28 protein-coding genes are annotated in these 22,853 nt (G+C 67.6%); 20 read left to right on the top strand and 8 right to left on the bottom strand.

Features of this window, described 5'->3' with window-relative positions; all coding sequences use genetic code 11:
- Nucleotides 1-14: 14 nt before the first annotated feature.
- Both EII35_RS04910 and EII35_RS04905 read right to left on the bottom strand, forming a co-directional pair.
- Nucleotides 15-1,697 (bottom strand): glutamine--tRNA ligase/YqeY domain fusion protein, encoded by a 1,683-nt coding sequence (locus EII35_RS04910; RefSeq protein WP_125227352.1) that lies wholly within the window; start codon nucleotides 1,695-1,697, stop codon nucleotides 15-17.
- Between the two features lie 38 nt (nucleotides 1,698-1,735).
- Complete coding sequence (locus EII35_RS04905; RefSeq protein WP_185744176.1) at nucleotides 1,736-2,227, bottom strand: DUF4112 domain-containing protein; 492 nt, start codon at nucleotides 2,225-2,227, stop codon at nucleotides 1,736-1,738.
- 81 nt (nucleotides 2,228-2,308) lie between these two features.
- Here EII35_RS04905 and gltX point away from each other — a divergent pair, with 81 nt between their 5' ends.
- Nucleotides 2,309-3,763: a glutamate--tRNA ligase gene (gene gltX / locus EII35_RS04900; protein ID WP_125227350.1), complete on the top strand. Its 1,455-nt coding sequence runs from the start codon at nucleotides 2,309-2,311 to the stop codon at nucleotides 3,761-3,763.
- A gap of 1 nt (nucleotide 3,764) precedes the next feature.
- Here gltX and EII35_RS04895 read toward each other — a convergent pair whose 3' ends face one another.
- On the bottom strand, nucleotides 3,765-4,106 hold the full coding sequence (locus tag EII35_RS04895; protein ID WP_125227349.1) for a hypothetical protein: 342 nt from the start codon (nucleotides 4,104-4,106) through the stop codon (nucleotides 3,765-3,767).
- Between the two features lie 66 nt (nucleotides 4,107-4,172).
- Between EII35_RS04895 and EII35_RS04890 the strand changes: the two genes are divergently transcribed.
- Both EII35_RS04890 and EII35_RS04885 read left to right on the top strand, forming a co-directional pair.
- Nucleotides 4,173-4,928 carry a MerR family transcriptional regulator gene (locus tag EII35_RS04890; protein WP_125227348.1) on the top strand — a complete coding sequence of 252 codons (756 nt, stop codon included), beginning with the start codon at nucleotides 4,173-4,175 and terminating at the stop codon, nucleotides 4,926-4,928.
- A 158-nt stretch (nucleotides 4,929-5,086) separates the two neighbouring features.
- On the top strand, nucleotides 5,087-5,302 hold the full coding sequence (locus EII35_RS04885; protein ID WP_125227347.1) for a hypothetical protein: 216 nt from the start codon (nucleotides 5,087-5,089) through the stop codon (nucleotides 5,300-5,302).
- A gap of 399 nt (nucleotides 5,303-5,701) precedes the next feature.
- Here EII35_RS04885 and EII35_RS16690 read toward each other — a convergent pair whose 3' ends face one another.
- From EII35_RS16690 to EII35_RS04870, 3 genes are all read right to left on the bottom strand, one after another.
- Nucleotides 5,702-6,496: an HNH endonuclease gene (locus EII35_RS16690; protein ID WP_395858227.1), complete on the bottom strand. Its 795-nt coding sequence runs from the start codon at nucleotides 6,494-6,496 to the stop codon at nucleotides 5,702-5,704.
- Between the two features lie 192 nt (nucleotides 6,497-6,688).
- Complete coding sequence (locus EII35_RS04875) at nucleotides 6,689-8,110, bottom strand: FtsX-like permease family protein (protein WP_125227346.1); 1,422 nt, start codon at nucleotides 8,108-8,110, stop codon at nucleotides 6,689-6,691.
- On the bottom strand, nucleotides 8,107-8,805 hold the full coding sequence (locus EII35_RS04870; RefSeq protein WP_395858225.1) for an ABC transporter ATP-binding protein: 699 nt from the start codon (nucleotides 8,803-8,805) through the stop codon (nucleotides 8,107-8,109). The genes EII35_RS04875 and EII35_RS04870 overlap by 4 nt, the downstream gene beginning before the upstream one ends.
- Before the next feature lie 120 nt (nucleotides 8,806-8,925).
- On the opposite strand from EII35_RS04870, the gene EII35_RS04865 reads away from it, so the two are divergent.
- The 16 genes from EII35_RS04865 to rpsQ all read left to right on the top strand — a co-directional run bounded on the left by EII35_RS04865 (nucleotide 8,926) and on the right by rpsQ (nucleotide 20,542).
- Nucleotides 8,926-9,639, top strand: coding sequence for a sensor histidine kinase (locus EII35_RS04865; RefSeq protein WP_260465014.1), 714 nt, complete (start codon nucleotides 8,926-8,928; stop codon nucleotides 9,637-9,639).
- Nucleotides 9,636-10,301, top strand: a complete 666-nt coding sequence (locus EII35_RS04860; protein ID WP_125227344.1) for a response regulator transcription factor — start codon at nucleotides 9,636-9,638, stop codon at nucleotides 10,299-10,301. The genes EII35_RS04865 and EII35_RS04860 overlap by 4 nt, the downstream gene beginning before the upstream one ends.
- Nucleotides 10,302-10,639: 338 nt before the next feature.
- Nucleotides 10,640-12,751, top strand: coding sequence for an exo-alpha-sialidase (locus EII35_RS04855; protein ID WP_185744175.1), 2,112 nt, complete (start codon nucleotides 10,640-10,642; stop codon nucleotides 12,749-12,751).
- A 326-nt stretch (nucleotides 12,752-13,077) separates the two neighbouring features.
- Nucleotides 13,078-13,473 (top strand): hypothetical protein, encoded by a 396-nt coding sequence (locus EII35_RS04850; RefSeq protein ID WP_125227342.1) that lies wholly within the window; start codon nucleotides 13,078-13,080, stop codon nucleotides 13,471-13,473.
- Nucleotides 13,474-13,514: 41 nt separating this feature from the next.
- Nucleotides 13,515-14,522, top strand: coding sequence for an SMI1/KNR4 family protein (locus EII35_RS04845; protein ID WP_125227341.1), 1,008 nt, complete (start codon nucleotides 13,515-13,517; stop codon nucleotides 14,520-14,522).
- Nucleotides 14,523-14,963: 441 nt separating this feature from the next.
- Nucleotides 14,964-15,275, top strand: a complete 312-nt coding sequence (gene rpsJ / locus EII35_RS04840) for a 30S ribosomal protein S10 (protein ID WP_015071250.1) — start codon at nucleotides 14,964-14,966, stop codon at nucleotides 15,273-15,275.
- A gap of 8 nt (nucleotides 15,276-15,283) precedes the next feature.
- Nucleotides 15,284-15,946, top strand: a complete 663-nt coding sequence (gene rplC, locus EII35_RS04835; RefSeq protein ID WP_125227340.1) for a 50S ribosomal protein L3 — start codon at nucleotides 15,284-15,286, stop codon at nucleotides 15,944-15,946.
- Nucleotides 15,943-16,908 (top strand): 50S ribosomal protein L4, sunset domain variant, encoded by a 966-nt coding sequence (gene rplD / locus EII35_RS04830; RefSeq protein WP_125227339.1) that lies wholly within the window; start codon nucleotides 15,943-15,945, stop codon nucleotides 16,906-16,908. Before rplC ends, rplD begins: the two co-directional genes overlap by 4 nt.
- Nucleotides 16,905-17,213: a 50S ribosomal protein L23 gene (gene rplW / locus EII35_RS04825; RefSeq protein ID WP_185744173.1), complete on the top strand. Its 309-nt coding sequence runs from the start codon at nucleotides 16,905-16,907 to the stop codon at nucleotides 17,211-17,213. Before rplD ends, rplW begins: the two co-directional genes overlap by 4 nt.
- Nucleotides 17,214-17,229: 16 nt before the next feature.
- On the top strand, nucleotides 17,230-18,066 hold the full coding sequence (gene rplB, locus EII35_RS04820) for a 50S ribosomal protein L2 (RefSeq protein WP_125227338.1): 837 nt from the start codon (nucleotides 17,230-17,232) through the stop codon (nucleotides 18,064-18,066).
- 18 nt (nucleotides 18,067-18,084) lie between these two features.
- Entirely contained in the window at nucleotides 18,085-18,366 is a 282-nt protein-coding gene (gene rpsS / locus EII35_RS04815) for a 30S ribosomal protein S19 (RefSeq protein ID WP_125227337.1), read from the top strand.
- 25 nt (nucleotides 18,367-18,391) lie between these two features.
- Nucleotides 18,392-18,793 carry a 50S ribosomal protein L22 gene (rplV, locus tag EII35_RS04810; protein ID WP_125227336.1) on the top strand — a complete coding sequence of 134 codons (402 nt, stop codon included), beginning with the start codon at nucleotides 18,392-18,394 and terminating at the stop codon, nucleotides 18,791-18,793.
- Between the two features lie 2 nt (nucleotides 18,794-18,795).
- Complete coding sequence (gene rpsC / locus EII35_RS04805; RefSeq protein ID WP_125227335.1) at nucleotides 18,796-19,608, top strand: 30S ribosomal protein S3; 813 nt, start codon at nucleotides 18,796-18,798, stop codon at nucleotides 19,606-19,608.
- A gap of 3 nt (nucleotides 19,609-19,611) precedes the next feature.
- Nucleotides 19,612-20,031, top strand: a complete 420-nt coding sequence (gene rplP, locus EII35_RS04800) for a 50S ribosomal protein L16 (protein ID WP_125227334.1) — start codon at nucleotides 19,612-19,614, stop codon at nucleotides 20,029-20,031.
- Nucleotides 20,031-20,264 (top strand): 50S ribosomal protein L29, encoded by a 234-nt coding sequence (rpmC, locus tag EII35_RS04795; RefSeq protein ID WP_125227333.1) that lies wholly within the window; start codon nucleotides 20,031-20,033, stop codon nucleotides 20,262-20,264. The genes rplP and rpmC overlap by 1 nt, the downstream gene beginning before the upstream one ends.
- Before the next feature lie 2 nt (nucleotides 20,265-20,266).
- Entirely contained in the window at nucleotides 20,267-20,542 is a 276-nt protein-coding gene (gene rpsQ / locus EII35_RS04790) for a 30S ribosomal protein S17 (protein ID WP_125227332.1), read from the top strand.
- Between the two features lie 71 nt (nucleotides 20,543-20,613).
- Here the strand turns inward: rpsQ and EII35_RS04785 are convergent, their stop codons facing one another.
- A complete protein-coding gene (locus EII35_RS04785; protein ID WP_125227331.1) occupies nucleotides 20,614-21,090 on the bottom strand; it encodes a CinA family protein in 477 nt (158 codons plus the stop codon).
- 278 nt (nucleotides 21,091-21,368) lie between these two features.
- Between EII35_RS04785 and EII35_RS04780 the strand changes: the two genes are divergently transcribed.
- Nucleotides 21,369-22,220 carry an IclR family transcriptional regulator gene (locus tag EII35_RS04780; protein ID WP_185744172.1) on the top strand — a complete coding sequence of 284 codons (852 nt, stop codon included), beginning with the start codon at nucleotides 21,369-21,371 and terminating at the stop codon, nucleotides 22,218-22,220.
- Nucleotides 22,221-22,247: 27 nt separating this feature from the next.
- Here EII35_RS04780 and EII35_RS04775 read toward each other — a convergent pair whose 3' ends face one another.
- Nucleotides 22,248-22,751, bottom strand: a complete 504-nt coding sequence (locus EII35_RS04775; protein WP_125227329.1) for a ferritin — start codon at nucleotides 22,749-22,751, stop codon at nucleotides 22,248-22,250.
- Nucleotides 22,752-22,853 lie beyond the last annotated feature (102 nt).

Below are 22,853 nucleotides of genomic sequence, written 5' to 3'. Positions count from 1 at the left end.
TGAGAGTGGAGGGGTCAGCTTCGCTTCTGGATGCTGGCCCACTCGTCCTTGAGACCGACGGTGCGGTGGAACGTCATCGGGGCGCGTTCGTCGACGGCGAAGTAGCCGAGCCGCTCGAACTGGACCACCTCGCCGGGGCGGGCATCACCGAGGGCGGGCTCCACCTTGGCGTCGGTGAGGAGTTCCCGGGAGTTCGGGTTGAGGTCGTCGAGGGGTTCGCCCGTGCGTTCCCCGGGTGCCTCGGCCGTGAACAGCCGGTCGTACAGCGCCACCGTGGAGTCGAGGGCGTGTGGGGCCGAGACCCAGTGCATCGTCGACTTCACCTTGCGGCCGTCGGCGGGGGTGCCGCCCCGGGAGTCCGGGTCGTAGCTGCACCGGACCTCGACGACGTTGCCTTCGGCGTCCTTGACGACCTCCCGGGCCGTCACCAAGTAGGCGCCCCTGAGTCGAACCTCACGCCCGGGAGAGAGTCGGAAGTACTTCGGCGGAGGAACCTCGCGGAAGTCGTCCTGCTCGATCCACAGCTCACCGGTGAAGGGGACCCGGCGGGTGCCGTCGGCCTCGTTCTCCGGATTGTTGACCACGTCGAACCACTCGACGACGGCACGGCCGTCCTCGTCGGTGGGCCAGTCGTCGAGCACCACCTTGAGCGGGCGCAGCACCGCCATGCGCCGCTGTGCCGTCGTGTTCAGTTCCCGCCGGACGTAGCTCTCCAACTCCTCGATCGCCTTGCGGGAGTTCGTGCGCGTGGTGCCGACCTCGCGGCAGAAGGCCCTCAGGGCGGCCGCGGGGTAGCCGCGACGCCGCAGTCCTCTGATCGTGGGCATTCGGGGGTCGTCCCAGCCGTCGACGACGCCGTCGGCGACGAGCTTCTTGAGGCGACGCTTCGACGTCACCGTGTGGGTGAGCTCCAGGCGGGCGAACTCGTACTGGCGGGGCGGTGCGCTGGGCAGGTCGAGGTGGCTGAGGAACCAGTCGTAGAGGGGGCGGTGCGACTCGAACTCCAGGGTGCAGATCGAGTGGGTGACGCCCTCGTGCGCGTCGGACTGGCCGTGCGCCCAGTCGTAGGTCGGGTAGATGCACCACTGGTCGCCCGTGCGGTGGTGCGCGATGGTGCGGATGCGGTACATCACCGGGTCGCGCAGCTGCATGTTCTCGTGGGCCATGTCGATCTTCGCGCGCAGCACCCGCGAGCCGTCGGGGAACTCCCCGGCGCGCATCCGCGCGAACAGGTCGAGGTTCTCCTCGACGCTGCGGTCCCGGAAGGGGGAGTTGGTGCCGGGGACACCGAAGGAGCCGCGGGTGGCGGAGATGGCCTCGCCGTCCTGGTCATCGACGTAGGCCAGTCCTTTGCGGATCAGCTCGACGGCCCAGTCGTGCAGCTGCTCGAAGTAGTCGGAGGCGTGCCGGACGTCGGCGGGTTCGTAGCCGAGCCACCGGATGTCGTCGATGATGGAGGAGACGTACTCCTCCTCCTCGGTCTCCGGGTTCGTGTCGTCGAGGCGCAGCATGCAGGTGCCGTCGAAGTCCTCGGCGGTGCCGAAGTCGACGACGATGGCCTTGGCGTGCCCGATGTGGAGGTAGCCGTTGGGTTCGGGTGGGAATCGGGTCTGGACCCTGCCGCCGTAGGTGCCCGCCTCGTTGTCGCGGCGGATCGCCTCGGTGATGAAGTTGTTGGGGACGACCGATTCGCTCATGGGAGCGAAGCTATCACCTCCGCCGTCGGGGCGGGACGTCAGCGGCCCAGCAGCCAGGTGATGAGCCAGACCACGACCGTGATGGACAGCACCAGCAACCCGACGAGGCTGCCCACCACCAGGGCGACCGCGGTGATCCAGTACTTCACCGTCGCCTTGCGGACCTGTTCCCGATCGGCGATGGTGCGTTCGAGGAGCTTGACGTTCCTCGTGTTGGACCGCCACGCGAAGTCGAAGACGTTGCCGATGAGCGGGATCGAGCCGATGATCCAGTCGATGCCGTAGTTGAACACCATGCGGGCCAGCACGGGCAGGGGCGCGCGCAGCCGGATGGCGTCGAACAGGATGGTGGAGCCCAACACCGCGGGGACCGCGCTGCCGACGACGGGGAACAGTGACAGGATGGGGTCGAAGCCGAAACGGAACTTGGTGCCCGGTACCTGGATCGCCTCGTCGAGCCAGCGGCTCAGCGACCGGCTGAGGGGCGACGGGGTGTTTCCCGGCTGGGGGGAGGGCTTCGGTGAGGTCACCGGGAAAGCTTGCCACGAGGTGCGCGCCTTGGGCGAACGACGAGGACAGCGGGGGGTGTGATCTCGTAATGTTGGACCACTATGACTGCTCTTCATCCTGCCCGCACCCGTGTCGCCCCCTCACCGACGGGGGACCCGCACGTCGGTACCGCCTTCATGGCCCTGTTCGACAAGGCCTGGGCCGCCCGGACCGGGGGCGCGTTCGTGCTGCGCATCGAGGACACGGACCAGAACCGCCTCGTGGCGGGCAGCGAGCAGCAGATCCACGAGTCGCTCGCCTGGCTGGGGCTCGCGCCCGACGAGGGGCCGGGCATCGGCGGCGAGCACGGGCCCTACCGGCAGTCAGAGCGGCTCGAGACCTACCGTCCCTTCGTCGAGCAGCTCATCGCCGACGGGCACGCCTACCACTGCTGGTGCTCCTCGGAGCGGCTCGGCCAGCTGCGCAAGGAGCAGGAGACGAACAAGTCGGCGAAGACCGGTTACGACCGACTGTGCCTGGGCAAGACGCGTGAGGAGCGGGCCCAGCTGCCCGGCTTCTCGGAGACCCCGGTGGTTCGTATGCTCGTCCCTGATGACGCCCCCCTGATGTTCACCGACGTCATCCGTGGCGAGGTGAAGGCCCCCTTCCCGGACGATCAGGTCATACTCAAGGCCGACGGATTCCCGACCTACCACCTGGCGGTTGTCGTCGACGACCACCTCATGGGGATCACGACGGTGGTGCGGGGCGAGGAGTGGATCAGCTCCACGCCGAAGCACCTGCTGCTGTACCGGTGGCTGGGCTTCCCCGAGCCGCAGTACGCGCACATGCCGCTGCTGCGGAACCCGGATCGGTCGAAGATCTCCAAGCGTCGCAACCCGGCGGCGCGGCTGCTGTGGTTCCGGGAGCAGGGATACCTGCCCGAGGCGGTGCGCAACTTCCTGCAGCTGCTCGGCTACCCGCCCGCCGAGGACGGGGTGGAGGTGGCGACCTTCGAGGAGTTCGTCGCCGGGTTCTCGTGGGACAAGGTCGCCACGACCGGCCCGATCTTCGACGTGAAGAAGCTGGACTGGTTGAACGGCCACTACATCCGCAGCCTGGACGCGGCGGAACTGACAGACCGGATCGTCGCCTTCCACACCGAGCGGGGGGAGTGGGACGGCAGCATCGACCGCGACGTGCTGCATCAGGCGGTACCGCTGGTCAGCGAGCGCATGGTGCTGCTGGGGGACGCCCTGCCGAAGCTGCAGTTCCTCTTCACTGACGGGGTCGAGGTCGCCGACGATGCTCGTGCCTCGCTGCCTGACAACGCGGCCGAGGTCCTCGACGCCGGGATCGCCGTGCTGGAGACGGTCCCGTTCGACGCGGAGTCGATCCAGGCGGGGCTGAGGGCGAAGCTCGTCGACGACATGGGCATCAAGCCGAAGTTCGCCTTCGGGCCGCTCCGGGTGGGACTCACCGGGGCGAAGGTCTCGCCCCCGTTGTTCGAGTCGATGGAGATCCTCGGTCGCGACATGACCCTGGCCCGGCTGAAGGCGCTGCGCGCCACGCTCTGAGTCAGCGCATGCGCAGCACGTCACCGACGGGGGCCGGTAGCACCCGGAGCTGGCCGTAGCGGTCGGGATGACCGTGGTCGACGAAGCGAATGGTGACGCTCGCTGGACTCGCCTCGACGATCTGCACCGAGATGGCATCGTCTCCCTGGATGAGGGACCAGCGTTCCGCCAGGTACCCGAGTCCCACGCGACGGAGCAACTCCTCGGCGTCCTCCCGGGAGGACGCGGGCCCGATCGGTGTGCCGAAGACGGTGCACGGCTGCCAGCGATCAACCCCGTCGGGCCTCACGCGGCCGACGAGCTCGCCGTCGGGTCGGTGAACATCAAGGTGTGGAACAGTCATGTCTGGATCGCGCATACCGTGAAGGCTAGGAATTGACACGATGTCAAGGTCAAGCAGGGGAGAACGATGGTGGAGTTGTCGATCAGTGAGGTGGCGGAGCGGGCTGGGGTCTCGGCTCGGATGCTCCGTCACTATGACAAGCTCGGTCTCTTCCGGCCCACGAGGGTGAGTGGCAACGGGTACCGCTGGTACGACAGGCGCTCCCTGCCGCGCCTTCAGCGCATCGTCGCCCTCCGTCGCGCCGGGCTGGGGCTGGAGGCGATTGCTGAGATCGTCGCCGATGAGGAGTCCGAACTGGAGGCGCTGCGTCGACACCTGGTGGGGCTTCGGGCCGAACGTGACCGCCTCGACTCACTCATCGAGTCGATCGCTGGGCTGATCGACGAACTGGATCGGGTGGGATCCGAGGTCCCGGGCCGGGCCCGGTTCGAGCAGGAGAAGGAGGCCTTCGCCCAGCGCCTGGAGCAGAGGTACGGGCCGGAGGCCGGTGCCGCCCTGCGGAATGACCCCTTGGGCCCACTCACCGATGCCGACGTCGCGCACACCACCGCGGTCATGCGCCAGCTGCTGACCCGATTCGCGGACCTCATGACCCAAGGGCTTCCTCCCGATTCCGCGCCGGTTCGTGCGCTCGTGAGACAGCATCATGATCTGACGACCAGGTACTGGTCCGCCGACCTGGCCTCCTATCGACGCCTGGGTGCGCTCCTCGAAACGGATCCGTTGCAGTGTGGCATCACGGGGGCGGTGGACCCGGGTCTGCCCGCTTGGATCGCCCGCGCCATCGAGGCCTATGTGGATCGGCGGCAGCCGCTGAATTGATCGAGGGCAGGAACGTCCCGGCTGGTCCGCTGAAGAGCCGACTTCGTGGCGTCGCCGTGGCTGCGTAGTGTCATGTCATTGCACCGGTTTGTGGAAGTGTTCCCTGAGGATCCCGTTGCGGACCATTCGGTGTGTCACGATGTGGTGAGGAGGTCAGGATGAAGGCGCCCCTGGTTCGGGTGAGCCTGCCGCGCTTGATCCTGGAGTGTGCGTTGGCTGGTTCGGCGCTGGTCCTGTGTGTTCCCCTGACCCTGGCCCAGCCGGGCTTCGGGTCGTTCATGCTGCTGACGGTCCTGTTCGTCCTGATCGTCCTCATCGCCGGGACGGTGTCCTCCCGGAGAGGGGGTGGCCCCTTCGGGCGTCGCGATCTGTGATCTGGAACCGTGGCATTCGTTGCCGTCGGTTCGACGGTGGCGGTCTTTCCCACCTGCTTGACCTTCGAACGAGATGAAGAAGCCACTGTGCACGGGATGAGGTGGTTGTGCATGACGGCAGGCGTGCCGCACTTCTCGCCGTTGGTCGAGCCGGGCCCGGAGCCTGTGGAGGACCCGTGTCGAGACCTCCGTGGGGTTCCCGCCCGACCTGAGTCCCAGCGCCGTGTGCCAGAGGTATCGACACAGACGGCTCGTTGACGCTCGCGGTCGGGCTCGGCCGGGGAAGGAGTGGGATCTGGATTCCCTCCCGCCCAAGTTGAGACCGGTAGAGCGCTTGTGAGCGAAATCTTTGGTTCGAATGGCTGATTCTCCCCGGCGCGTAACAGGGAGTGTCCGTGGCTAGGGAGGATCACCCCAGTGGTCGGGGCGGTACCAGCTGGATCTCTGGTGTTGAGAGGGAAAGCCGCATGCGCGAGCGATGCGCAGCCACGGCTTCTCCCGTTTGTACAGCCAATCGAATTGAGAGCTCACGCGTGTGCGAGGGGGCTTCGTCGGAGTGGTCTGGGGCATTGTTCTTCTGGAAGCCAAGTACTCCTTAGCAAGCTTTCTGTATTTTGGCCAAGTTTTTTGCCAGTTCTCATCGTTGTGTCCTGGGGAGACTGGGGAATCGGCGAGCATCTGGAGTGACAGCCAGCCGAACCGAGTCTTTTCGTATCTCTGAGCAAGTTGCCGTAACTCTTCCCAGTCCGGCGTTGGGCCAAGGGGAGTTCCCGTGCTCAGGACCGCCTGCCAACAATGTGCCAACTCCCGGCTTGCCTCGCTCCTGTCGATTGTTCCCTCACCGTCCCGGGTCAAATCAGAGGGGATTGCGCCTCTGGGCTTGGCCTCGTGGCATGGATGGCAGAGTCCACGGAGGTTGTCAGGGTCGTTCGAGCCACCTGAGATGTGGTCCACCTCAGTTGCCGGTGCCGCTAGACACTCGGCGCACAGTCCTTCGTTGCGGCCAAGAACCTCTGCGCGGAGAGGTCCTGTCACAGGTGGTCGGACGTACCCTAGGTCAAGAGCGAGGAAGGGGATGTGATTGGTGCACAGCGTCGTGGCCACCCAAGGGTCTGCAAGGCGGCCGTCCCGGATCGTGCGTCTGACATAGCGGACCTTCTCTGCTTGGTCTTGGCAGACTCTGCTGCAGTACATTCCTTTCGCGACATTGTTGTCAGTGTCGACGGCTCTGAAACAATGGAGACACAACCCTGGTTCCCAAGTCCACGAATCCATGACAACAGAATGGCTGTCCGGGCTGGGTAGGGCAATGGAGGAGCGAAACTGCTCAACAATCTTGACGAGGTGGGTTCCCGCGTGCGGGAACCCACCTGGAGAAGATGGCGGTCAGTCGTTGCGACGGCGCTGCGTGGCCAGGACCTGGCGTTGCAGTGGTTGGACCGCGATCAGGCCCAGGGCCGTCAGCAGGAACCCGCCGAGCAGCACCCCGATCACCACGTAGGTGCCCGCGAGTTGTGGGGTGAGGCCGAGCCGGGCCGCCACCTGAAGCATCGGCCACGCCATCCCCGCACCCAGCACGTAACCCTGGCCGAGGATGAGCACCAGCGGGGCCAGGTTCTGCCACCACATGACCTTGGTGTGGAAGGAGTCAGGGGTGCCGAGGCGACGCAGGGAGCGCGTCAGTTCGCCCCGCTCGAACACGGCCGAGGCCTGGGAGATGAGCACCGCCGTCGCCGCGAGGATGAGGCCCGCCGCCAGCATCACGATGACGCCCTTCGTCAGATCCCAACGCGTCGCCTCGGCGAAGCTCATGCCCTGCACGGAGCCGTCGATGTTCACCTCGATGGGCATCGTGGCGATGAAACCGCTGATGAAGGCCAGGAAACCGAGCCCGCCGACCTGACGCCACGTCGCCCGGGGGTCCGCCTGGATCCGGCGCGCGGCCATGAGGGGAGCGGCGCCGGGAAGTCGTGCGAAGCCCTTGGCGAACCACTGCAGCAACCACGGTCCCACGACGTTGATGGCGACCACCAGCATGAGGCCCACCCCCGCCATCACCAGGTAGCCCCAGATGTCCCGTCCCAACTTCACGCTCTGGAGCACCCAGAAGTGGCCGGCCAGGATCACCACGAAGACGACGGCTCGGAACCACGTGACGCGGGGCTTCGGGGCCTGGCGGGCCACGCCCAGCGGCGAGATGCGCACCTGACGCAGCCCCCACCACGATGACAGCAATGCGATCCCGATGTTGGCGCCACACACGATCAGTGCCGCCCACCAGGGAAGGTACAGGTCGGTGCGGGTGAGGGCCACCCCCTCCAACTCGATCCCCGCCCACAGCGGCACGGTCACCAGGTGGATGACGGCGCCGAGGAGCGTGCCGATCGCCGCCTGGATGAGGGAGTCCAACAGCGACATCCGTGTCACGTCACCGGAGCTCAACCCCAGCAGCCGGAGCGCGGACAGGCGCTGCTCCCTGCCTCTCGCGCCCAGGACCGCGGCGGAGGCGGACAGCGAGACCATCGCTGGGACCAGCAGCGCAGTGGCGAGAACGCCCAGCACGAAGTAGACCATGACGACCGATTCGATGGCGGGCTCGGCCGCGATCGCCTCCGCGAGCGGTGCGGGCGGGCTCTGCCAGCGGCCGTACAGCATCACGGTGCCGCCGATGACGGTGAGGGCCAGCGTCGCGGAGATGGCACTGGCGAGGATCGACACGAAGTACAGCAGCGTCTCGCCCTGCCGGGAGGCGAACCTCCCCCGGGTGAGCTGCAGGGTCAGCGGAGCCAGACCGGTCACGCCACTCATCGCGACACCTCCAGATCCAGCGCCCGGTCGGCGTGGATGAGACCGTCGCGGATCTCGACGAGCCGGGAACACCACCTGGCCACGCCGGGATCGTGGGTGACGATGACCAGCGAGGCGCCGAGCTGCGCCGCGGTGGCCGTCAGCAGCTGCATCATCTCGTGACCCGTCGCCTGATCCAGCGCGCCGCTCGGTTCATCCGCGAAGATGACCTTCGGCTCGGCCGCCAGGGCCCTGGCGACGGCGACCCGCTGGGCCTGGCCGCCGGACATCTCCGCCGGGTGCCGGGTGCGGAGCTGGTGCAGGGCCAGCCGCTCCAGCAGGTCATCGGCGCGCCGGAGAGCCACCGCCCGCCTCGTCCCGGTGAGCATGAGCGGCAGGGCGACGTTCTCCCGGGCCGTGAGCTCGGGGATGAGCTGCCCGTCCTGGAAGACGAAACCGAAATCCCGCAGCCGCAGGTGGGAGCGTTCGGTGTCGGAGAGGCCGCTCAGTTCCCGGCCGTCGAAGATGACCGAGCCGCTGTCCGGCGTGAGCACCCCGGACAGGCAGTGCAACAGAGTGGACTTGCCCGAGCCGGAGGGGCCCATGATCGCCACGGACTGGCCGGCCGGGATGGTCACCGACACCCCTGCGAGGGCCTTCACGGAGCCGTAGCTCCGGGTGATGTCGTGAGTCGTGAGGGTCGAGGTGTTCATCATGGTTCCATTCCAGCCGCGCGTGACCTCATGCACCACAGCATGGACTCCCGTTGTGGGGTGGTGCCAGCACTACCTTTCTCCCTCCACCGGGCTCGCGCCTCTGACGGTAGATTCATCCCCGTGTGGTGGCGACGGCGAGCAGCGGAGAACAACGAGGCGGTGACGGCCCGGCGCATTGCCGAGCTCACCGACTCCCGGCGCGCCATCGTCGACGCCTACGAGGTGGAACGACGGCGGATCGAACGCGACCTCCACGATGGGGCGCAGCAGTACCTCGTCGCGGCGGCGATGAAGGTCGGGGAGGCGCAACTCTCCACCGCCGTCCAGGGGGATGCCGCCACCCGACAGCTCCTCGCCGATGCGGCCACCGCCATCCAGGGCGGGCTCGACGCGCTGCGTCGCACGATCCGCGGCATCCATCCGCAACTACTGGCGCAGCAGGGGCTCACCGCTGCGCTCGAGGAGGTCGCGGTGTCGGCGGCCAACTCGGTGAGGGTGATCACTCCCAACCCGCTCCCGGAGATGACCGAGGGGGTGCTGGCCGTCGGGTACTTCTTCGCGTGCGAGGCCATCGGGAACGCCGCCAAGTACGCGCCGGGCGCCAGCGTCACGGTGTTGCTCGCCGCGGACGAGAACCTCGTCGTCTCCGTCGTCGACACCGGACCCGGGGGTGCGAGGCTGCTTCCTGGACACGGCCTGGTGGGGATGCGGGAGCGGCTGGCCGCCGTCGGTGGCACCCTCACCGTGTCCTCCCCGGAGGGTGGGCCCACCCAGGTGGCCGCCTCCATCCCGTTGCTGCTGGCACGAGGAGAATCAGGAGTGGTGGTGCAATGACAAGCATTCTCGTCGCCGACGACTCGGCGCTGCTGCGGGAGGGGCTCGTCGGTCTCCTGGAACGGCAGGGCCATGAGGTGGTGGGGCAGGAGTCGCGGGCGGACGCCCTCGAGGCCACCGTCGCGGATCTTGCCGCGGCGGGCCAGCTGCCGGATGTCGTCATCACCGACGTGCGGATGCCCCCGACGATGACCAACGACGGTCTCAGCGCCGCGATCCGCATCAAGACCGCCCACCCCGGGGTGGGGGTGCTCGTGGTGAGCCAGTACGTGTCGGCGCTGCACGCCCAGGAGTTGTTCGCCCTGCCCTCCCCGCCCGGTTCGGGCGGGTCGGGCTACCTGCTGAAGGACCGGATCGCCCAGGTGGCGGACTTCATCGGAGCACTGACGATGGTCGCGTCCGGGGGAGTGGTCATCGATCCGGAGGTGGCGCGGGCCATGATGCAGAACTCCCGCTCCGGGCTGGGGGACCTCACCCGGCGCGAACTCGAGGTGCTCGAACTCATGGCCCAGGGGCTCTCCAACGGTCAGATCTCCGATCGGCTGTTCCTGTCCGGCGCGGCCGTCGCCAAACACGTGTCGTCCATCTTCGCGAAGCTGGGATTCGAGCCCGGCGACGAGAATCGCAGGGTCAGGGCGATCCTCACCTTCCTCCAGTCCTGAAGATCGTCCGAAGGGGTGAGAGGGTGCGCGGACGGGCGCATCCACTGCGGTGGCCCCGGTGACCCCTTGGTCGCGGACCTCCTCGACTGCCACGAGCCAGTGCGCTCTTCGTCCTCCACCTCACCGTGTCGATCCCTCTCTCCGCGCCCCCTCCAGGTCTGGCCTTTGGTTAGGTGGCGGGGGTTCCAAAGGGCGAGTAGCGTGCTCAGACGTCTGATGTCTGAGCACTGGAGCCTGAAGGAGAGCCCATGTCCCATCCGTGCACCCTCTTGGGTCGACCAACCCTCATACGGCTGTTGTTGACGATAGTGACAGTCATCGCCGTTACGCTCCTGGGCATGACGGCTGCACGCGCCGAGGAGCGCACACGTTCCGGTCTGCAGTCCTTCGACCTGGACCGGGACCTGAACCTCGATTGGAGCACCCAGAAGCTGGCCGACCGCGACACCGCCGGGTTCACCTGTTCGCGGATCCCGGCACTCACCACGGCCAACAACGGTTGGGTCATCGCCGCATGGGATGGCCGCCCCGGGACCTGCGCCGATGCGCCGCAGCCGAACTCCGTCGTCTACACCATCTCCAAGGACAACGGCGTGACGTGGAGCGACGTCAAGGTCATGGCCCAGGGCAATCCCAACCCCGACCAGCGTGGCTTCTCCGACCCGAGTTTCGTCGTCGACCGTGAGACCGGCCGTATCTTCTCGTTCTTCGTCATGTCCTACGACTGGGCGTGGCCCCAGCGTGATCGCGCGGTGACCGATCCCCGCCACGTCATGCACGCCGTCTACTTCCACTCGGACGACAACGGCGAGACGTGGCAGGGGCCGACCGAGGTCACCGACGCCCTCAATCCGGCGCCCGCCCACGAGGTGTGGACCGGGCGGTTCGCGGCGTCGGGGGAGGGTATCCAGCTGAAGTACGGCCTTCACGCCGGCCGACTGATCCAGCAGTACACCGTGTACAACACCGTCTCCAACGACTACTGGGCGGTGTCCCTGTTCTCCGACGACCACGGGGCCACCTGGCAGGCCGGGGCTCCAGTCGGCCCGGGCATGGACGAGAACAAGGTGGTCGAGCTGTCCGACGGCACCGTCATGCTCAACTCCCGCAAGTCGGATGGCACCGGCGGCCGGTACGTGGCACGCTCCACCGACGGCGGCGCCACCTGGTCGGAGCGCACCACGGACCGGTCGCTCGTGGATCCACAGAACAACGCCTCGATCATCCGTGCCTTCCCCAACGCCCCGCAGGGCTCGGCCGAGGCGAAGATCCTCCTGTTCTCCAACTCGGCCGCAGCCTCCCGTACCAACGGCACGATCCGGGTGTCCTTCGACGACGGCCAGACCTGGAGTGACTCCAAGGTCTTCGAGCCGGGAGCCATGTCGTACTCGACCATGACCATCCTGGCGGACGGGTCGCTGGGGATCCTCTATGAGCGCGCCCATCCCACCATCTGGTTCGGCAAGCTCTCCTGGAAGTGGCTCGCCGCGACCGGAATCACCGTCACCTCCGACACCGTCGTCCACCGTGGGGCCAACGAGGTCCGGGTCACGATCTCGAATCCCGTCGGCGAGGCGCTGCCCGCCGGTGAACTCAGCCTCGCTGGGCCGGGTGGATTGGCCGCGGGCCCCGTGGCCGTGCCTGCCATCGACGCCGGTGCAACCGCGTCCATCGCCGTGCCGCTGACCCTGCCCGATGACGCCGACCCCGGGGAGCTGAAGTTGGAGGTGGCCTACTCGGTCGACGGCCGGGTCATCACCAAGGAGCTGCCGCTCTCGATCGAGTTGCGCGAGGGCGAGACCATCACGAGGCAGCTCCTCGACGTCACGATCACGCGGAGGTCCGAGCCGCAGACCCAGTACCGGGCGGGGGACAAGGTCGCCTTCTGGGTGCGGGTCAGCAATCGGGCCGACCAGCCGGTGACCGCCTACCCCGTCGGGGATGGTTGGGAGAACTTGTTCCCCGCCTGTCGTTGGGTGAATCTCCCGACCCAGCCGAGGGGCAACTACAGCTGTGGCCTCACCGGGAACTCCGGCAAGACGCCGCCCACCTACACCATCACGGCCGAGGACATCGCGCGTGGCTGGTTCGTCCCGACGATGACGTGGAAGGTTGCGGCGCCGCAGGATCGTGAGGCGGCCCAGCCGATCCAGACGTTGACCTTCACGGGCGATCGGGTCGAGTTGCCGCGCCCTCAGCCCAGGATTGAGCTGTCGACGGCCAACGTCCCGCGCCGCACGGTCATCGTCGTGAAGTTGAGCGACTTCGCCGCGCAGGAGTCCGTCTCCGTCCAGGTGGGCGACCGTGGGGCCAAGGAGGTCACGGTCGACGCCGTGGGTCGCGCCACCGTCCGTTTGGTGGTGGATCGTCGCGGCTGCGGCGACGCCTGCGTCGTGACCGCCACCGGGGAGATCTCCGGCCCGGTCACCGCCGAGTACCGGCGAGGCTGAGAAGGTGCGCGGACAGGGGAGGCCATCGCGGCCAGCCTGTCCGCGCCGCCTGGAGGGTGCGCGGATGGGGGGATCGTGACGAGGATTGTCGCGGTGGCTTCCTGGCAAGGCGGACGACGAGGAGCGCACTGGATCGTGCGTTCGAGGAGGACAACGCTGCCAGGGGGTCACCGGGGTGACCGCAGTGGATTCGCCCTGTCCGCGCACCCTCCTTATGACAAGCCGAAAGGATGACGCATTTCTGGCCCTTTGTGGGCTGGGTGAGTGCACTTTCGTCCCACTACCCTCCCCAGTCGTTTGAGATCCGACCCGAAGGGGAGAATGACATGAATCCAGTGAGGCTGACCTTGGCCCGTGCGGTGGCGGCAGTGCTGACGGCCGCAGCGCTGGCCCTGCCCGTGACGGCGCATGCGGCCGTCGGCAACGAAACGGCGAGGCCGTCAGCGCCGATGCCGACGCAGCCCAGGGTCGAGCTGTCGACGAGCATGGTGCCGCACCGTGCGGTTCTGGTCGTCAAGCTGAGTGGGTTCCAGCCCGGCGAGCGGGTCCGGGTCGAGGTGGCCGGTCGTGTGGTGCGCACCGTCGTCGCTGATCCCCGCGGCAGGGCCAGCGCTCACCGCGTCATCGACCGTCGCACCTGCGGCACCGGTTGCCCGGTCACCGTGACCGGGGCGGCATCCGGGCAGGTCAGCGCCGAGTTCCAGGGGCTGCGACGACGCTGAGCGGCTACGCTTGGGGCAGTCCATGACGAAGGAGCCGATCCGTGCCGATGTCCGAGCGCCAGCAGGAACTCCTCGACACCCCGCGATGGCAGCAGGCCGGGCGGGTGATCGACTGGCACATGGAGGGCCTGGGGGCGGCCGACGGCTGTTCCCCCGAGGAGATCGCCCGGATCGAGGAGCGTCTTGGGCTGCCCCTGCCGACTGCTCTCAGGGAGTGGTTCGAGCTGCTGGGGCACCGCCTGCAGGCAGTGCGGGACATCCCCGCGACCCCGCAGGACATCCAGCTGCGCGACGGCCTGATCGAGGTGTGGCGTGCTGCCGCGGGGGAGTGGTCCCTGACCGCGCCCTCCGGGGAGGACCCGACGCTGCAACTGGGCGGGAACGAGGCCCCGCTCAGCACCTGGCTGGCCGCCATGCTGATGTCAGAGACCCTGGTGGGGGCGTGTCAGGGCGAGCTGCAGGGCCCGCTCGGACTGCTGTACTTCAGCATCATGGGCGGCGAGGTCGAACAGGCCGGGCCCGACGTCCTGACGACCGTCCGGGAGGACTACGAGCCCTTCGCCCTGCCCCTGCCCGCGCCGGAGGAGTCCTGGTACTTCGACGGGGGAAGTGTGATCCGTCTCGGTTCCTCCGGGCGGCTCGAGTGGGCGGTCGCCTCCCACCAGGCCTACCACCGCATCAATGAACTCCTCGGCCTGGAGGCTGGGGTGACCCAGGTGCTCGCCCGGGTCACCGCTCCGAGCCCGGAGGAGATCAGCCGGATCTGCGGGACCGAGGAGGACGGTCGTGTCCATTTCTTCGGCAGTCAGGAGACCCTCGATGCGGTGCGGGAGCTGGGTGCCATCGAGCACATGATGCATCGAAGCCGCGAACCGTTGCTCATCGAGGTGCTGCTGGTGGCCGACGACGACCACGAGGCCCTGTGCGACCTCCTGGTCGAGAAGCTGGTCCCGATCTGGGGAGAACGCCTGGTCGTCGCATGGCGCAGCGGCACCGAGGGGGAGTTCACCGTGGTCCACCCCGACGGCGTGACCCACGCCGTCGAGTAGTGATCCCTCCCTTCACGCCTCACCTCGGTCACGAATCGCCGTCCCGCTTCACCTGAACCCGCCCGGGTCTCGTGGAAGTGAAACGGCGGTTCGTGCGCGTCTCCGGCTGGGCCTGGTGGCCGTCAGGGCCCCGTCGACTCGCGTTGCATGGTCTGGCCGCCTCCCGATGGGCCGACGATTTGGTCCCGTTGGTCGGGCATGCAAGAATGTCCAAGTTGCTCCGCGGGGAGTGGTGTGTCCGGTGACCAACTGGCGCCACCGTTCCTCGTCGAGGTCGAGCAGGTAGCCCAAGCGCGAGATGTGACCTCCAGCAGGCTGGAGGCGGTCTTTCCTTGCGGCTTCGGGCGCGACACTCCCGACCTCGGGGGTCGGAGCAATGCCGGGGCCACGGCCCCACAAGTTCATGAGAACTCCATCAGGGACGAGTAGAAGGAACGAACTGTGGCGGGACAAAAGATCCGCATCCGGTTGCGGGCGTATGACCACGAGGTCATCGACAGCTCGGCGCGCAAGATCGTCGACACCGTGACTCGCACCGGTGCCAAGGTGGCGGGCCCCGTGCCGCTGCCGACCGAGAAGAACGTGTTCTGTGTGATCCGTTCGCCCCACAAGTACAAGGACAGCCGTGAGCACTTCGAGATGCGCACGCACAAGCGGCTGATCGACATCCTCGACCCCACGCCGAAGACTGTCGACTCGCTCATGCGTCTCGACCTCCCGGCCGGTGTCGACATCGAAATCAAGCTTCCGTGAGGTCCGAGATGAGCAACAGCGAACGAATCGTCAAGGGCATCCTGGGCACCAAGCTCGGCATGACCCAGCTCTGGGACGAGAACAACAAGGTCGTCCCCGTCACCGTGATTCAGGCCGGTCCCTGCGTCGTCACGCAGGTCCGCACCCCTGAGACCGACGGCTACAACGCCGTCCAGCTCGGCTTCGGTGCCATCGCCTCCCGCAAGGTGACCAAGCCGGCCCAGGGCCACTTCGACAAGGCCGACGTCACCCCGCGCAAGCACCTCATGGAGCTGCGTACCGCGAATGCCGCCGAGTTCACCCTCGGCCAGGAGCTGACCGCGGAGCTCTTCGAGGGCGGGGAGTTCGTCGACGTGACGGGCACCACCAAGGGCAAGGGCACTGCCGGTGTTATGAAGCGTCACGGCTTCGGCGGTCTCAAGGCCTCGCACGGTGTGCACCGCAAGCACCGCGCCCCCGGTTCCATCGGTGGGTGCGCCACCCCCGGTCGCGTCTTCAAGGGCCTGCGCATGGCCGGTCGCATGGGCAACGCCAAGGTGACCGTCCAGAACCTCAAGATCCACGCCGTCGACGCCGAGCGCGGTCTGCTGCTCGTGCGCGGCGCCATTCCCGGCAACAACGGCTCGCTCGTCGTCGTGCGCAGCGCGGCCAAGAAGGGCGGTCAGGCATGAGCTCCATCACCGTTGACGTCCACTCCCCGAAGGGCAAGAAGGCCGGCAAGGCCGAGCTCCCCGGCGAGTACTTCGACGTCCAGACCAACGTCCCCCTGATCCACCAGGTCGTCGTCGCGCAGCTCGCGGCGGCCCGCCAGGGCACCCACGCCACCAAGACCCGCGGCGAGGTCCGCGGCGGTGGCAGCAAGCCGTGGCGCCAGAAGGGCACCGGCCGCGCCCGTCACGGCTCGCGTCGCTCCCCGATCTGGACCGGCGGTGGCACCGTCCACGGGCCGCAGCCGCGCGACTACTCGCAGCGCACGCCGAAGAAGATGATCGCCGCGGCCCTGCGTGGCGCCCTCTCGGACCGCGCCCGCGACGGCCAGATCTTCGTCGTCTCGGAGATCGTCTCCGGCGAGACCCCCTCCACCAAGCAGGCGCTGGCCACGCTCGCGCAGCTCGGTGAGCTGAAGAAGGTCCTCGTCGTCCTGGACCGTTTCGAGGAGGTCGCCTGGCTGAGCCTGCGCAACGTCCCGACGATCCACGTGCTGGCCGTTGACCAGATCAACACCTACGACGTCCTCGTGAACGACTCCGTCGTGTTCACCTCCGCCGCGCTGGCCGCGTTCACCAACCGCGGTGTCGAGGCCGTCGCCACCGAGTCCGAGGTCGCCGACGAGACCGCGAAGCAGGAGCCGAAGGCCAAGAAGCTCGCCGACGTCCCCGTCAAGAAGTCGGGCAAGGCCGAGGAGAAGGCGGAGGCCCCCGCGGCCGAGGTCAAGGACTACGGCAAGGACTCCTACCGGGGCTCCGAGCCCCCGGCCGGGTTCGACATCAAGGGCAACGAGGACTCCATGAAGTTCCACACCCCCGAGTCGCCGTGGTACTCCCGCACCATCGCCGAGGTCTGGTTCAACTCCGCCGAGGCCGCTGAGGCCGCCGGCTTCGTGAACGTGATGGAAGGCAAGGAGAAGAAGTGAGCGAGCTGAAGATCCGCGACCACCGCGACATCATCTGGCGTCCCGTCGTCTCGGAGAAGTCCTACAACCTTCTCGACGAGAACAAGTACACGTTCATCGTGGCCCCCGACGCCAACAAGACCGAGATCAAGATCGCGATCGAGAAGATCTTTGATGTTCGCGTCACCGCCGTCAACACCCAGAACCGCCAGGGCAAGCGTCGTCGCACCCGCTTCGGCATCGGCAAGAAGGTCGACGTCAAGCGCGCCATCGTGACCGTCGCCGAGGGTGACCGCATCGACATCTTCGCCGGCCAGGGCGAGTGAGAAGGACTGATTCGTCATGGGTATCCGTAAGTACAAGCCGACGACGCCGGGCCGTCGTGGCGCCAGCGTCTCCGACTTCGTCGAGCTGACCCGCTCCACCCCGGAGAAGTCGCTGCTCGTCCCGAAGCCGAAGACCGGTGGCCGCAACAACACCGGCCGTATCACGACCCGTCACATCGGCGGCGGTCACAAGCAGGCCTACCGCCTCATCGACTTCCGTCGCTACGACAAGGACGGCGTGCCGGCCAAGGTCGCTCACATCGAGTACGACCCCAACCGCACCGCCCGCATCGCGCTGCTCCACTACGCCGACGGTGAGAAGCGCTACATCATCGCCCCCAACGGCCTGACCCAGGGCACCGTCGTCGTCTCCGGCGCCGGGTCCGACATCAAGCCGGGCAACAACCTGGAGCTGCGTCAGATCCCGGTCGGTACCACGGTGCACGCCGTCGAGCTGCGCCCCGGCGGTGGGGCCAAGCTCGGCCGCTCCGCCGGTGCCGCCATCCAGCTGGTCGCCCGTGAGGGCAAGTACGCCACGCTGCGCATGCCCTCGGGCGAGATGCGCATGGTGGACGTGCGCTGCCGCGCCACCGTCGGGACCGTCGGCAACGCCGAGCAGTCCAACATCAACTGGGGCAAGGCGGGCCGCAACCGCTGGAAGGGCATCCGCCCGACCGTGCGTGGCGTCGTCATGAACCCCGTCGACCACCCGCACGGTGGTGGCGAGGGTCGCACCTCGGGTGGTCGTCACCCGGTGTCCCCGTGGGGCAAGCCCGAGGGCCGCACCCGCGACAAGAACAAGGCGAGCAGCCGTCTCATCGTGCGTCGCCGCAAGACCGGCAAGAAGCGCTGATAGGGAAGGCCTGAGTAAATGCCACGCAGCCTGAAGAAGGGTCCCTTCGTCGACGACCACCTCATCAAGAAGGTGGACGCCCAGAACGAGAAGGGCACCAAGAACGTCATCAAGACCTGGTCCCGCCGTTCCATGATCGTGCCGGACATGCTGGGTCACACCATCGCCGTGCACGACGGACGCAAGCACGTCCCGGTGTTCGTCACCGAGGCCATGATCGGTCACAAGCTCGGCGAGTTCGCCCCCACGCGCACCTTCAAGGGGCACGTGAAGGAAGACAAGAAGGCCCGTCGCCGCTGAGGCGCGAGATTAGGAATTCGAAACGATGAGCAACGAAAACGGCAACAGCGCCCGTCGCGAGGCCCTGCTCGGTGATCGTCCGGGGTCCTTCGCCATCGCGCGTCACGTCCGGATGAGCCCGACCAAGGTGCGTCGCGTCGTGGACCTCGTCCGCGGCATGGACGTCACCGAGGCCCTGACGGCCCTGAAGTTCGCCCCGCAGGCGGCTTCCGAGCCCGTGTACAAGGTGGTGGCCTCGGCCGTCGCCAACGCAGAGAACACCGAGGACCTGGACCGCTCCGAGCTGTACATCTCCAAGGCGTTCGTCGACGAGGGTGTCACCCTCCGTCGCATCCGTCCCCGTGCCAAGGGTTCCGCTTCCCGGATCCTGAAGCGTGGCGCCCACATCACCGTGGTCGTCGAACCCCGTGAGTCGAAGGAGGCCTGAGCATGGGGCAGAAGATCAACCCGAACGGCTTCCGTCTCGGCATCACCACCGACCACGTGACCCGCTGGTACGCGGAGAAGAACTACGCGGAGTACGTGGCCGAGGACGTGAAGATCCGCAACTTCCTCACCAAGTCGCTCGAGCGCGCCGGGATCTCGTCCATCGAGATCGAGCGCCGCTCCGGCCGCGTGACCATCTTCCTGCACGCTGCCCGTCCGGGCATCGTCATCGGTCGCAACGGTGCCGAGGCGGAGCGGGTCCGTGCCGAGCTGGAGAAGCTCACCGGCAAGCAGGTTCAGCTGAACATCCTCGAGGTGAAGAACCCCGAGATCGATGCCCAGCTGGTCGCCCAGGGTGTCGCCGAGCAGCTCGGGGCGCGTGTCGCGTTCCGTCGCGCCATGCGCAAGGCCCAGCAGACCGCCATGCGTGCGGGCGCCAAGGGTATCCGCATCAAGTGCTCCGGCCGTCTCGGCGGTGCTGAGATGTCCCGCTCCGAGGGTTACCGCGACGGCCAGGTGCCGCTGCACACCCTCCGCGCCGACATCGACTACGGCTTCTACGAGGCCCGCACCACGTTCGGCCGCATCGGCGTGAAGGTGTGGATCTACAAGGGCGACGTGACCGGCACCCGTGCCGAGCGTGCCGCCCAGAAGGCCGCCCGCAACGCCGCCCCGTCCGGTCGTCAGCGTCCGGGTCGTCGTCCCGGCCGCGGCGAGGGTCGCGGTGATCGTCCCGAGCGCGGCGGTCGTCGTCGCGCCGACGCAGCCCAGGCTCAGGCCCCGGCTGCGGCTGAAACCTCGAACGCAGGAGAGTGAGCCATGCTGATCCCTCGTCGCGTCAAGTTCCGCAAGCAGCACCACCCCAAGCGGAGTGGGGCTGCCAAGGGCGGCACGAAGCTCGCCTTCGGTGAGTACGGCATCCAGGCCCTGGAGCCGTCCTACCTGACCAACCGTCAGATCGAGGCCGCTCGTATCGCCATGACCCGTCACATCAAGCGTGGCGGTAAGGTCTGGATCAACGTGTACCCGGACCGTCCCCTGACCAAGAAGCCGGCCGAGACCCGCATGGGTTCCGGCAAGGGTTCCCCCGAGTGGTGGGTGGCCAACGTCAAGCCGGGCCGCGTGCTGTTCGAGCTGTCGGGTGTGAACGAGGAGCTGGCCCGTGAGGCCATGCGTCTCGCCATCCACAAGCTGCCCTTCAAGGCCCGTTTCATCAAGCGCGAAGCAGGTGATATCTGATGAGCAAGTCCCTGACTGCCAATGACCTGCGCGGCCTCTCCCGTGAGCAGCTCAACGCCAAGGTCCTGGAGCTGAAGGAGGAGCTGTTCGGGCTCCGTTTCCAGGCCGCGACCGGCCAGCTCGAGTCCCACGGCCGTCTGCGCGAGGTCCGCAAGGACATCGCCCGCGTCTACACCGTGCTGCAGGAGCGCAACCTCGGCATCGTCGATGAGCCCACGATCGAGGAGAAGTGAGCATGTCTGAGAACACCAACACTGAGCAGCGCGGCCGCCGCAAGGTGCTGCAGGGCGTCGTCGTCAGCGACAAGATGGACAAGACCATCGTCGTCCTGGTCGAGGATCGCGTGAAGCACCCGCTGTACGGCAAGGTCATGACCAAGTCGTCGCGTGTGAAGGCCCACGACGAGGAGAACACCGCTGGTATCGGCGACCGGGTCCGCGTCATGGAGACCCGCCCGCTGTCGGCGCAGAAGCGCTGGCGTCTGGTCGAGATCGTCGAGCGCGCCAAGTGATCTGACCCAGGTCGCAACGAGTGGCCCGGCCCCCCTTGGGGGGCCGGGCCACTCGTCTTTGTCGGGGCCCTCTAGCGTGTGATCTCCTGGGTGGCCCAGGTGAGGATCTCGTCAACGACCTTGGCGCGGATCTCGTTGCGTGATCCCGTGAAGGTGAAGGGGCGGACCAGGGTGTCGCCGAAGGGGAGGGCCAGGGCGATGAAGCCGGTTCCCGGAGGGTGGGGGCCGACGGGGTCGGGGCCGGCGACCCCTGTCGTGGCCAGCGCCAGGTCCGAGTACAGCAGTTGGATGGCGCCGCGTGCCATCTGGCGCGCCACCTCTGGGTGCACGCTGCCGTGGGTCTCCAACAGCTCGGGATCCACTCCGAGGAGGCGCTTCTTGACCACGGGGCTGTAGGCGACGAGCCCGCCCAGCAGCACCGTCGAGGCCCCGCTGACACTGGCCAGGGTCCCACTGACCAAACCTCCCGTGAGGCTCTCAGCCGTGGCGACGGTGAACCGGAAGCGGCGCAACTCCTCGATGAGCGCGGCGGCCGGGGACTCCGACATGTCTTCCTCCGAAAGTACGTGACGGGTTGTACCGGTCCAGTCTCGCAGGTTCGGTTCAACGTGCGGCGAGTACCTCGACGCTCGCCCGAGATGTCGGCGGCGCCGGTCAGGACATTGCGATGCGGCTCCACGGCGGGCGTGTCGTTTCGATCGGCGAAACATTCGCCGAAAGTTAGCTGGTCCTGTCAGGTTCTCTCATGGTTGGCTGCGCATCAGGGGGCGGGATCCCTGATGCACACGCTCGGATCCGTGAATGGTCAAGGGTAGAGGAGCGAGTCGTGACAGCAGATCAGGACCCGGGGTTGACCTGCCCCAAGGACGTGGCGGACCCGTCGGTTTCGCCTTATCGGGTGGGTCCCGTGAATCGGGCCCTCAAGGTGCTCTCCGTCATCGGTGAGGCCCAGGGGAATCTCACGCTGGGGCAGATCAGCGTCCTGTCCGGCGTGCCTCGCAGCACCGTCTTCAAGTACCTCAAGACGCTGGAGGAGGACGGCTTCGTCGTCCAGGACACCCGGTCGGAGACCTTCTGCGTGGGTCCGACGCTGTGGCGACTGTCCCGGTCCCGCAACCTCATCCGGCTCCTGAGCGCCGCCGCGGGGCCCGTGCTGTCCCGGCTGAGGGGCAGGATCAAGGAGACCACGGTGTGGGGCCTGCTCGACTCCGGGGACTTCTGCGTCGCGGGGGTGGAACCCGGACCTGCGCCGGGGGCGGTGCGGCTCCAGGTCGGGACGAGGCTCCCGGCGATGGGCAGCGCTCTGGGGAGGGCGGCGCTGGCGGCGCTGCCGCGGGCGCGCCTGACCCATCTGTTGGCCAAGGATGCGGCCCGAACATCGGGGCACCTGGAACGGATGCTCGCCGACGCGGATGCCGTGCGGACCTCTGGCATGGCCATCGAGGAGGGGGAGCGGGATCCGAAGGTCTGGTGCTGCGCCGTGCCCGTCGCGAGCGTGGGGGAGTGTCCTCCCGTGGCCCTGGGGGTCCTGGTGCCCAGGCTTCGGGGGCCGCGCATCCTTGCGCCGGACGGCCCTTATTTCCTCCCGGACCTGAAATGGGCGGCAGCTCGCATCGCCCGGTCGCTGGGTCAGGAGGGGCAGAGCGGGGCGGAGCCCCGGGCACGGTCAGCCAGCTGACGGCCCGGGCCCCCGTCCACACGTCGGTCAGTCGGTCGTGGTGTCGCGGGCGCCGAGCTCCTCGTCCAGGCGGAGGAGGCCGATCCCGTCGTTGCCGATGAGCTTGACGCGCGAGATGATGGCGCCGACGCTCGCCTCCTCCTCGACCTGCTCCTCGACGAACCAGCTGAGCAGCGGCATCGCGTCGATGTCCCCGGAGGACTGGGCGAGCCGGTAGAGGGAGCGAATCTGCTCCGAGACCTTCTGCTCGTGGGCGAGAGCAGCCTCGAAGGCGGAGAGCACGTTGTCGACGTGTTGGGGCTGGGCGTCGATCTGGCCGACGAGCGGGACCGCGCCGCGGTCGAGCATGTGTCCGGCGAACTTGTCCGAGTGGAGGAGCTCCTCCTCGGCCTGTGCCTTGAACCAGCCTGCGATTCCCGGGAGGTCCAGGGCCTCCATGTCGAGCGACAGCTGCCGGTAGACGACGGATGCCGCGATCTCGTGCGTGACCTGGGCGTTGATGGCGTCCTTGAGTTCTCCAGTGAGTTCCATGCGCCAAGTTTAGAGGGTGCGCGGATAGGGGGGTCGTCACGAGGATCGTCACGGTGACCTCATGGCAAGGCGGACGACGAAGAGCGCACTGGACCGTGCGTT

The sequence above is a fragment of the Arachnia propionica genome, from assembly GCF_003932785.1.
GTDB classification, from domain to species: domain Bacteria; phylum Actinomycetota; class Actinomycetes; order Propionibacteriales; family Propionibacteriaceae; genus Arachnia; species Arachnia propionica_B.
Note: the sequence above shows the minus strand (reverse complement) of the source record. Positions and strands in the feature narration are given on the sequence as shown.

Excerpts from the sequence above, each read along its gene's own strand:
- EII35_RS04910 (WP_125227352.1), bottom strand. The coding sequence starts at position 1,697 with ATGAGCGAATCGGTCGTCCCCAACAACTTCATCACCGAGGCGATCCGC.
- gltX (WP_125227350.1), top strand. The coding sequence starts at position 2,309 with ATGACTGCTCTTCATCCTGCCCGCACCCGTGTCGCCCCCTCACCGACG.
- EII35_RS04895 (WP_125227349.1), bottom strand. The coding sequence starts at position 4,106 with ATGACTGTTCCACACCTTGATGTTCACCGACCCGACGGCGAGCTCGTC.
- EII35_RS04890 (WP_125227348.1), top strand. The coding sequence starts at position 4,173 with ATGGTGGAGTTGTCGATCAGTGAGGTGGCGGAGCGGGCTGGGGTCTCG.
- EII35_RS04885 (WP_125227347.1), top strand. The coding sequence starts at position 5,087 with ATGAAGGCGCCCCTGGTTCGGGTGAGCCTGCCGCGCTTGATCCTGGAG.
- EII35_RS16690 (WP_395858227.1), bottom strand. The coding sequence starts at position 6,496 with ATGTACTGCAGCAGAGTCTGCCAAGACCAAGCAGAGAAGGTCCGCTAT.
- EII35_RS04875 (WP_125227346.1), bottom strand. The coding sequence starts at position 8,110 with ATGAGTGGCGTGACCGGTCTGGCTCCGCTGACCCTGCAGCTCACCCGG.
- EII35_RS04870 (WP_395858225.1), bottom strand. The coding sequence starts at position 8,805 with ATGATGAACACCTCGACCCTCACGACTCACGACATCACCCGGAGCTAC.
- EII35_RS04860 (WP_125227344.1), top strand. The coding sequence starts at position 9,636 with ATGACAAGCATTCTCGTCGCCGACGACTCGGCGCTGCTGCGGGAGGGG.
- EII35_RS04855 (WP_185744175.1), top strand. The coding sequence starts at position 10,640 with ATGACGGCTGCACGCGCCGAGGAGCGCACACGTTCCGGTCTGCAGTCC.
- EII35_RS04850 (WP_125227342.1), top strand. The coding sequence starts at position 13,078 with ATGAATCCAGTGAGGCTGACCTTGGCCCGTGCGGTGGCGGCAGTGCTG.
- rplC (WP_125227340.1), top strand. The coding sequence starts at position 15,284 with ATGAGCAACAGCGAACGAATCGTCAAGGGCATCCTGGGCACCAAGCTC.
- rplD (WP_125227339.1), top strand. The coding sequence starts at position 15,943 with ATGAGCTCCATCACCGTTGACGTCCACTCCCCGAAGGGCAAGAAGGCC.
- rplB (WP_125227338.1), top strand. The coding sequence starts at position 17,230 with ATGGGTATCCGTAAGTACAAGCCGACGACGCCGGGCCGTCGTGGCGCC.
- rpsS (WP_125227337.1), top strand. The coding sequence starts at position 18,085 with ATGCCACGCAGCCTGAAGAAGGGTCCCTTCGTCGACGACCACCTCATC.
- rplV (WP_125227336.1), top strand. The coding sequence starts at position 18,392 with ATGAGCAACGAAAACGGCAACAGCGCCCGTCGCGAGGCCCTGCTCGGT.
- rpsC (WP_125227335.1), top strand. The coding sequence starts at position 18,796 with ATGGGGCAGAAGATCAACCCGAACGGCTTCCGTCTCGGCATCACCACC.
- rplP (WP_125227334.1), top strand. The coding sequence starts at position 19,612 with ATGCTGATCCCTCGTCGCGTCAAGTTCCGCAAGCAGCACCACCCCAAG.
- rpmC (WP_125227333.1), top strand. The coding sequence starts at position 20,031 with ATGAGCAAGTCCCTGACTGCCAATGACCTGCGCGGCCTCTCCCGTGAG.
- rpsQ (WP_125227332.1), top strand. The coding sequence starts at position 20,267 with ATGTCTGAGAACACCAACACTGAGCAGCGCGGCCGCCGCAAGGTGCTG.
- EII35_RS04785 (WP_125227331.1), bottom strand. The coding sequence starts at position 21,090 with ATGTCGGAGTCCCCGGCCGCCGCGCTCATCGAGGAGTTGCGCCGCTTC.
- EII35_RS04775 (WP_125227329.1), bottom strand. The coding sequence starts at position 22,751 with ATGGAACTCACTGGAGAACTCAAGGACGCCATCAACGCCCAGGTCACG.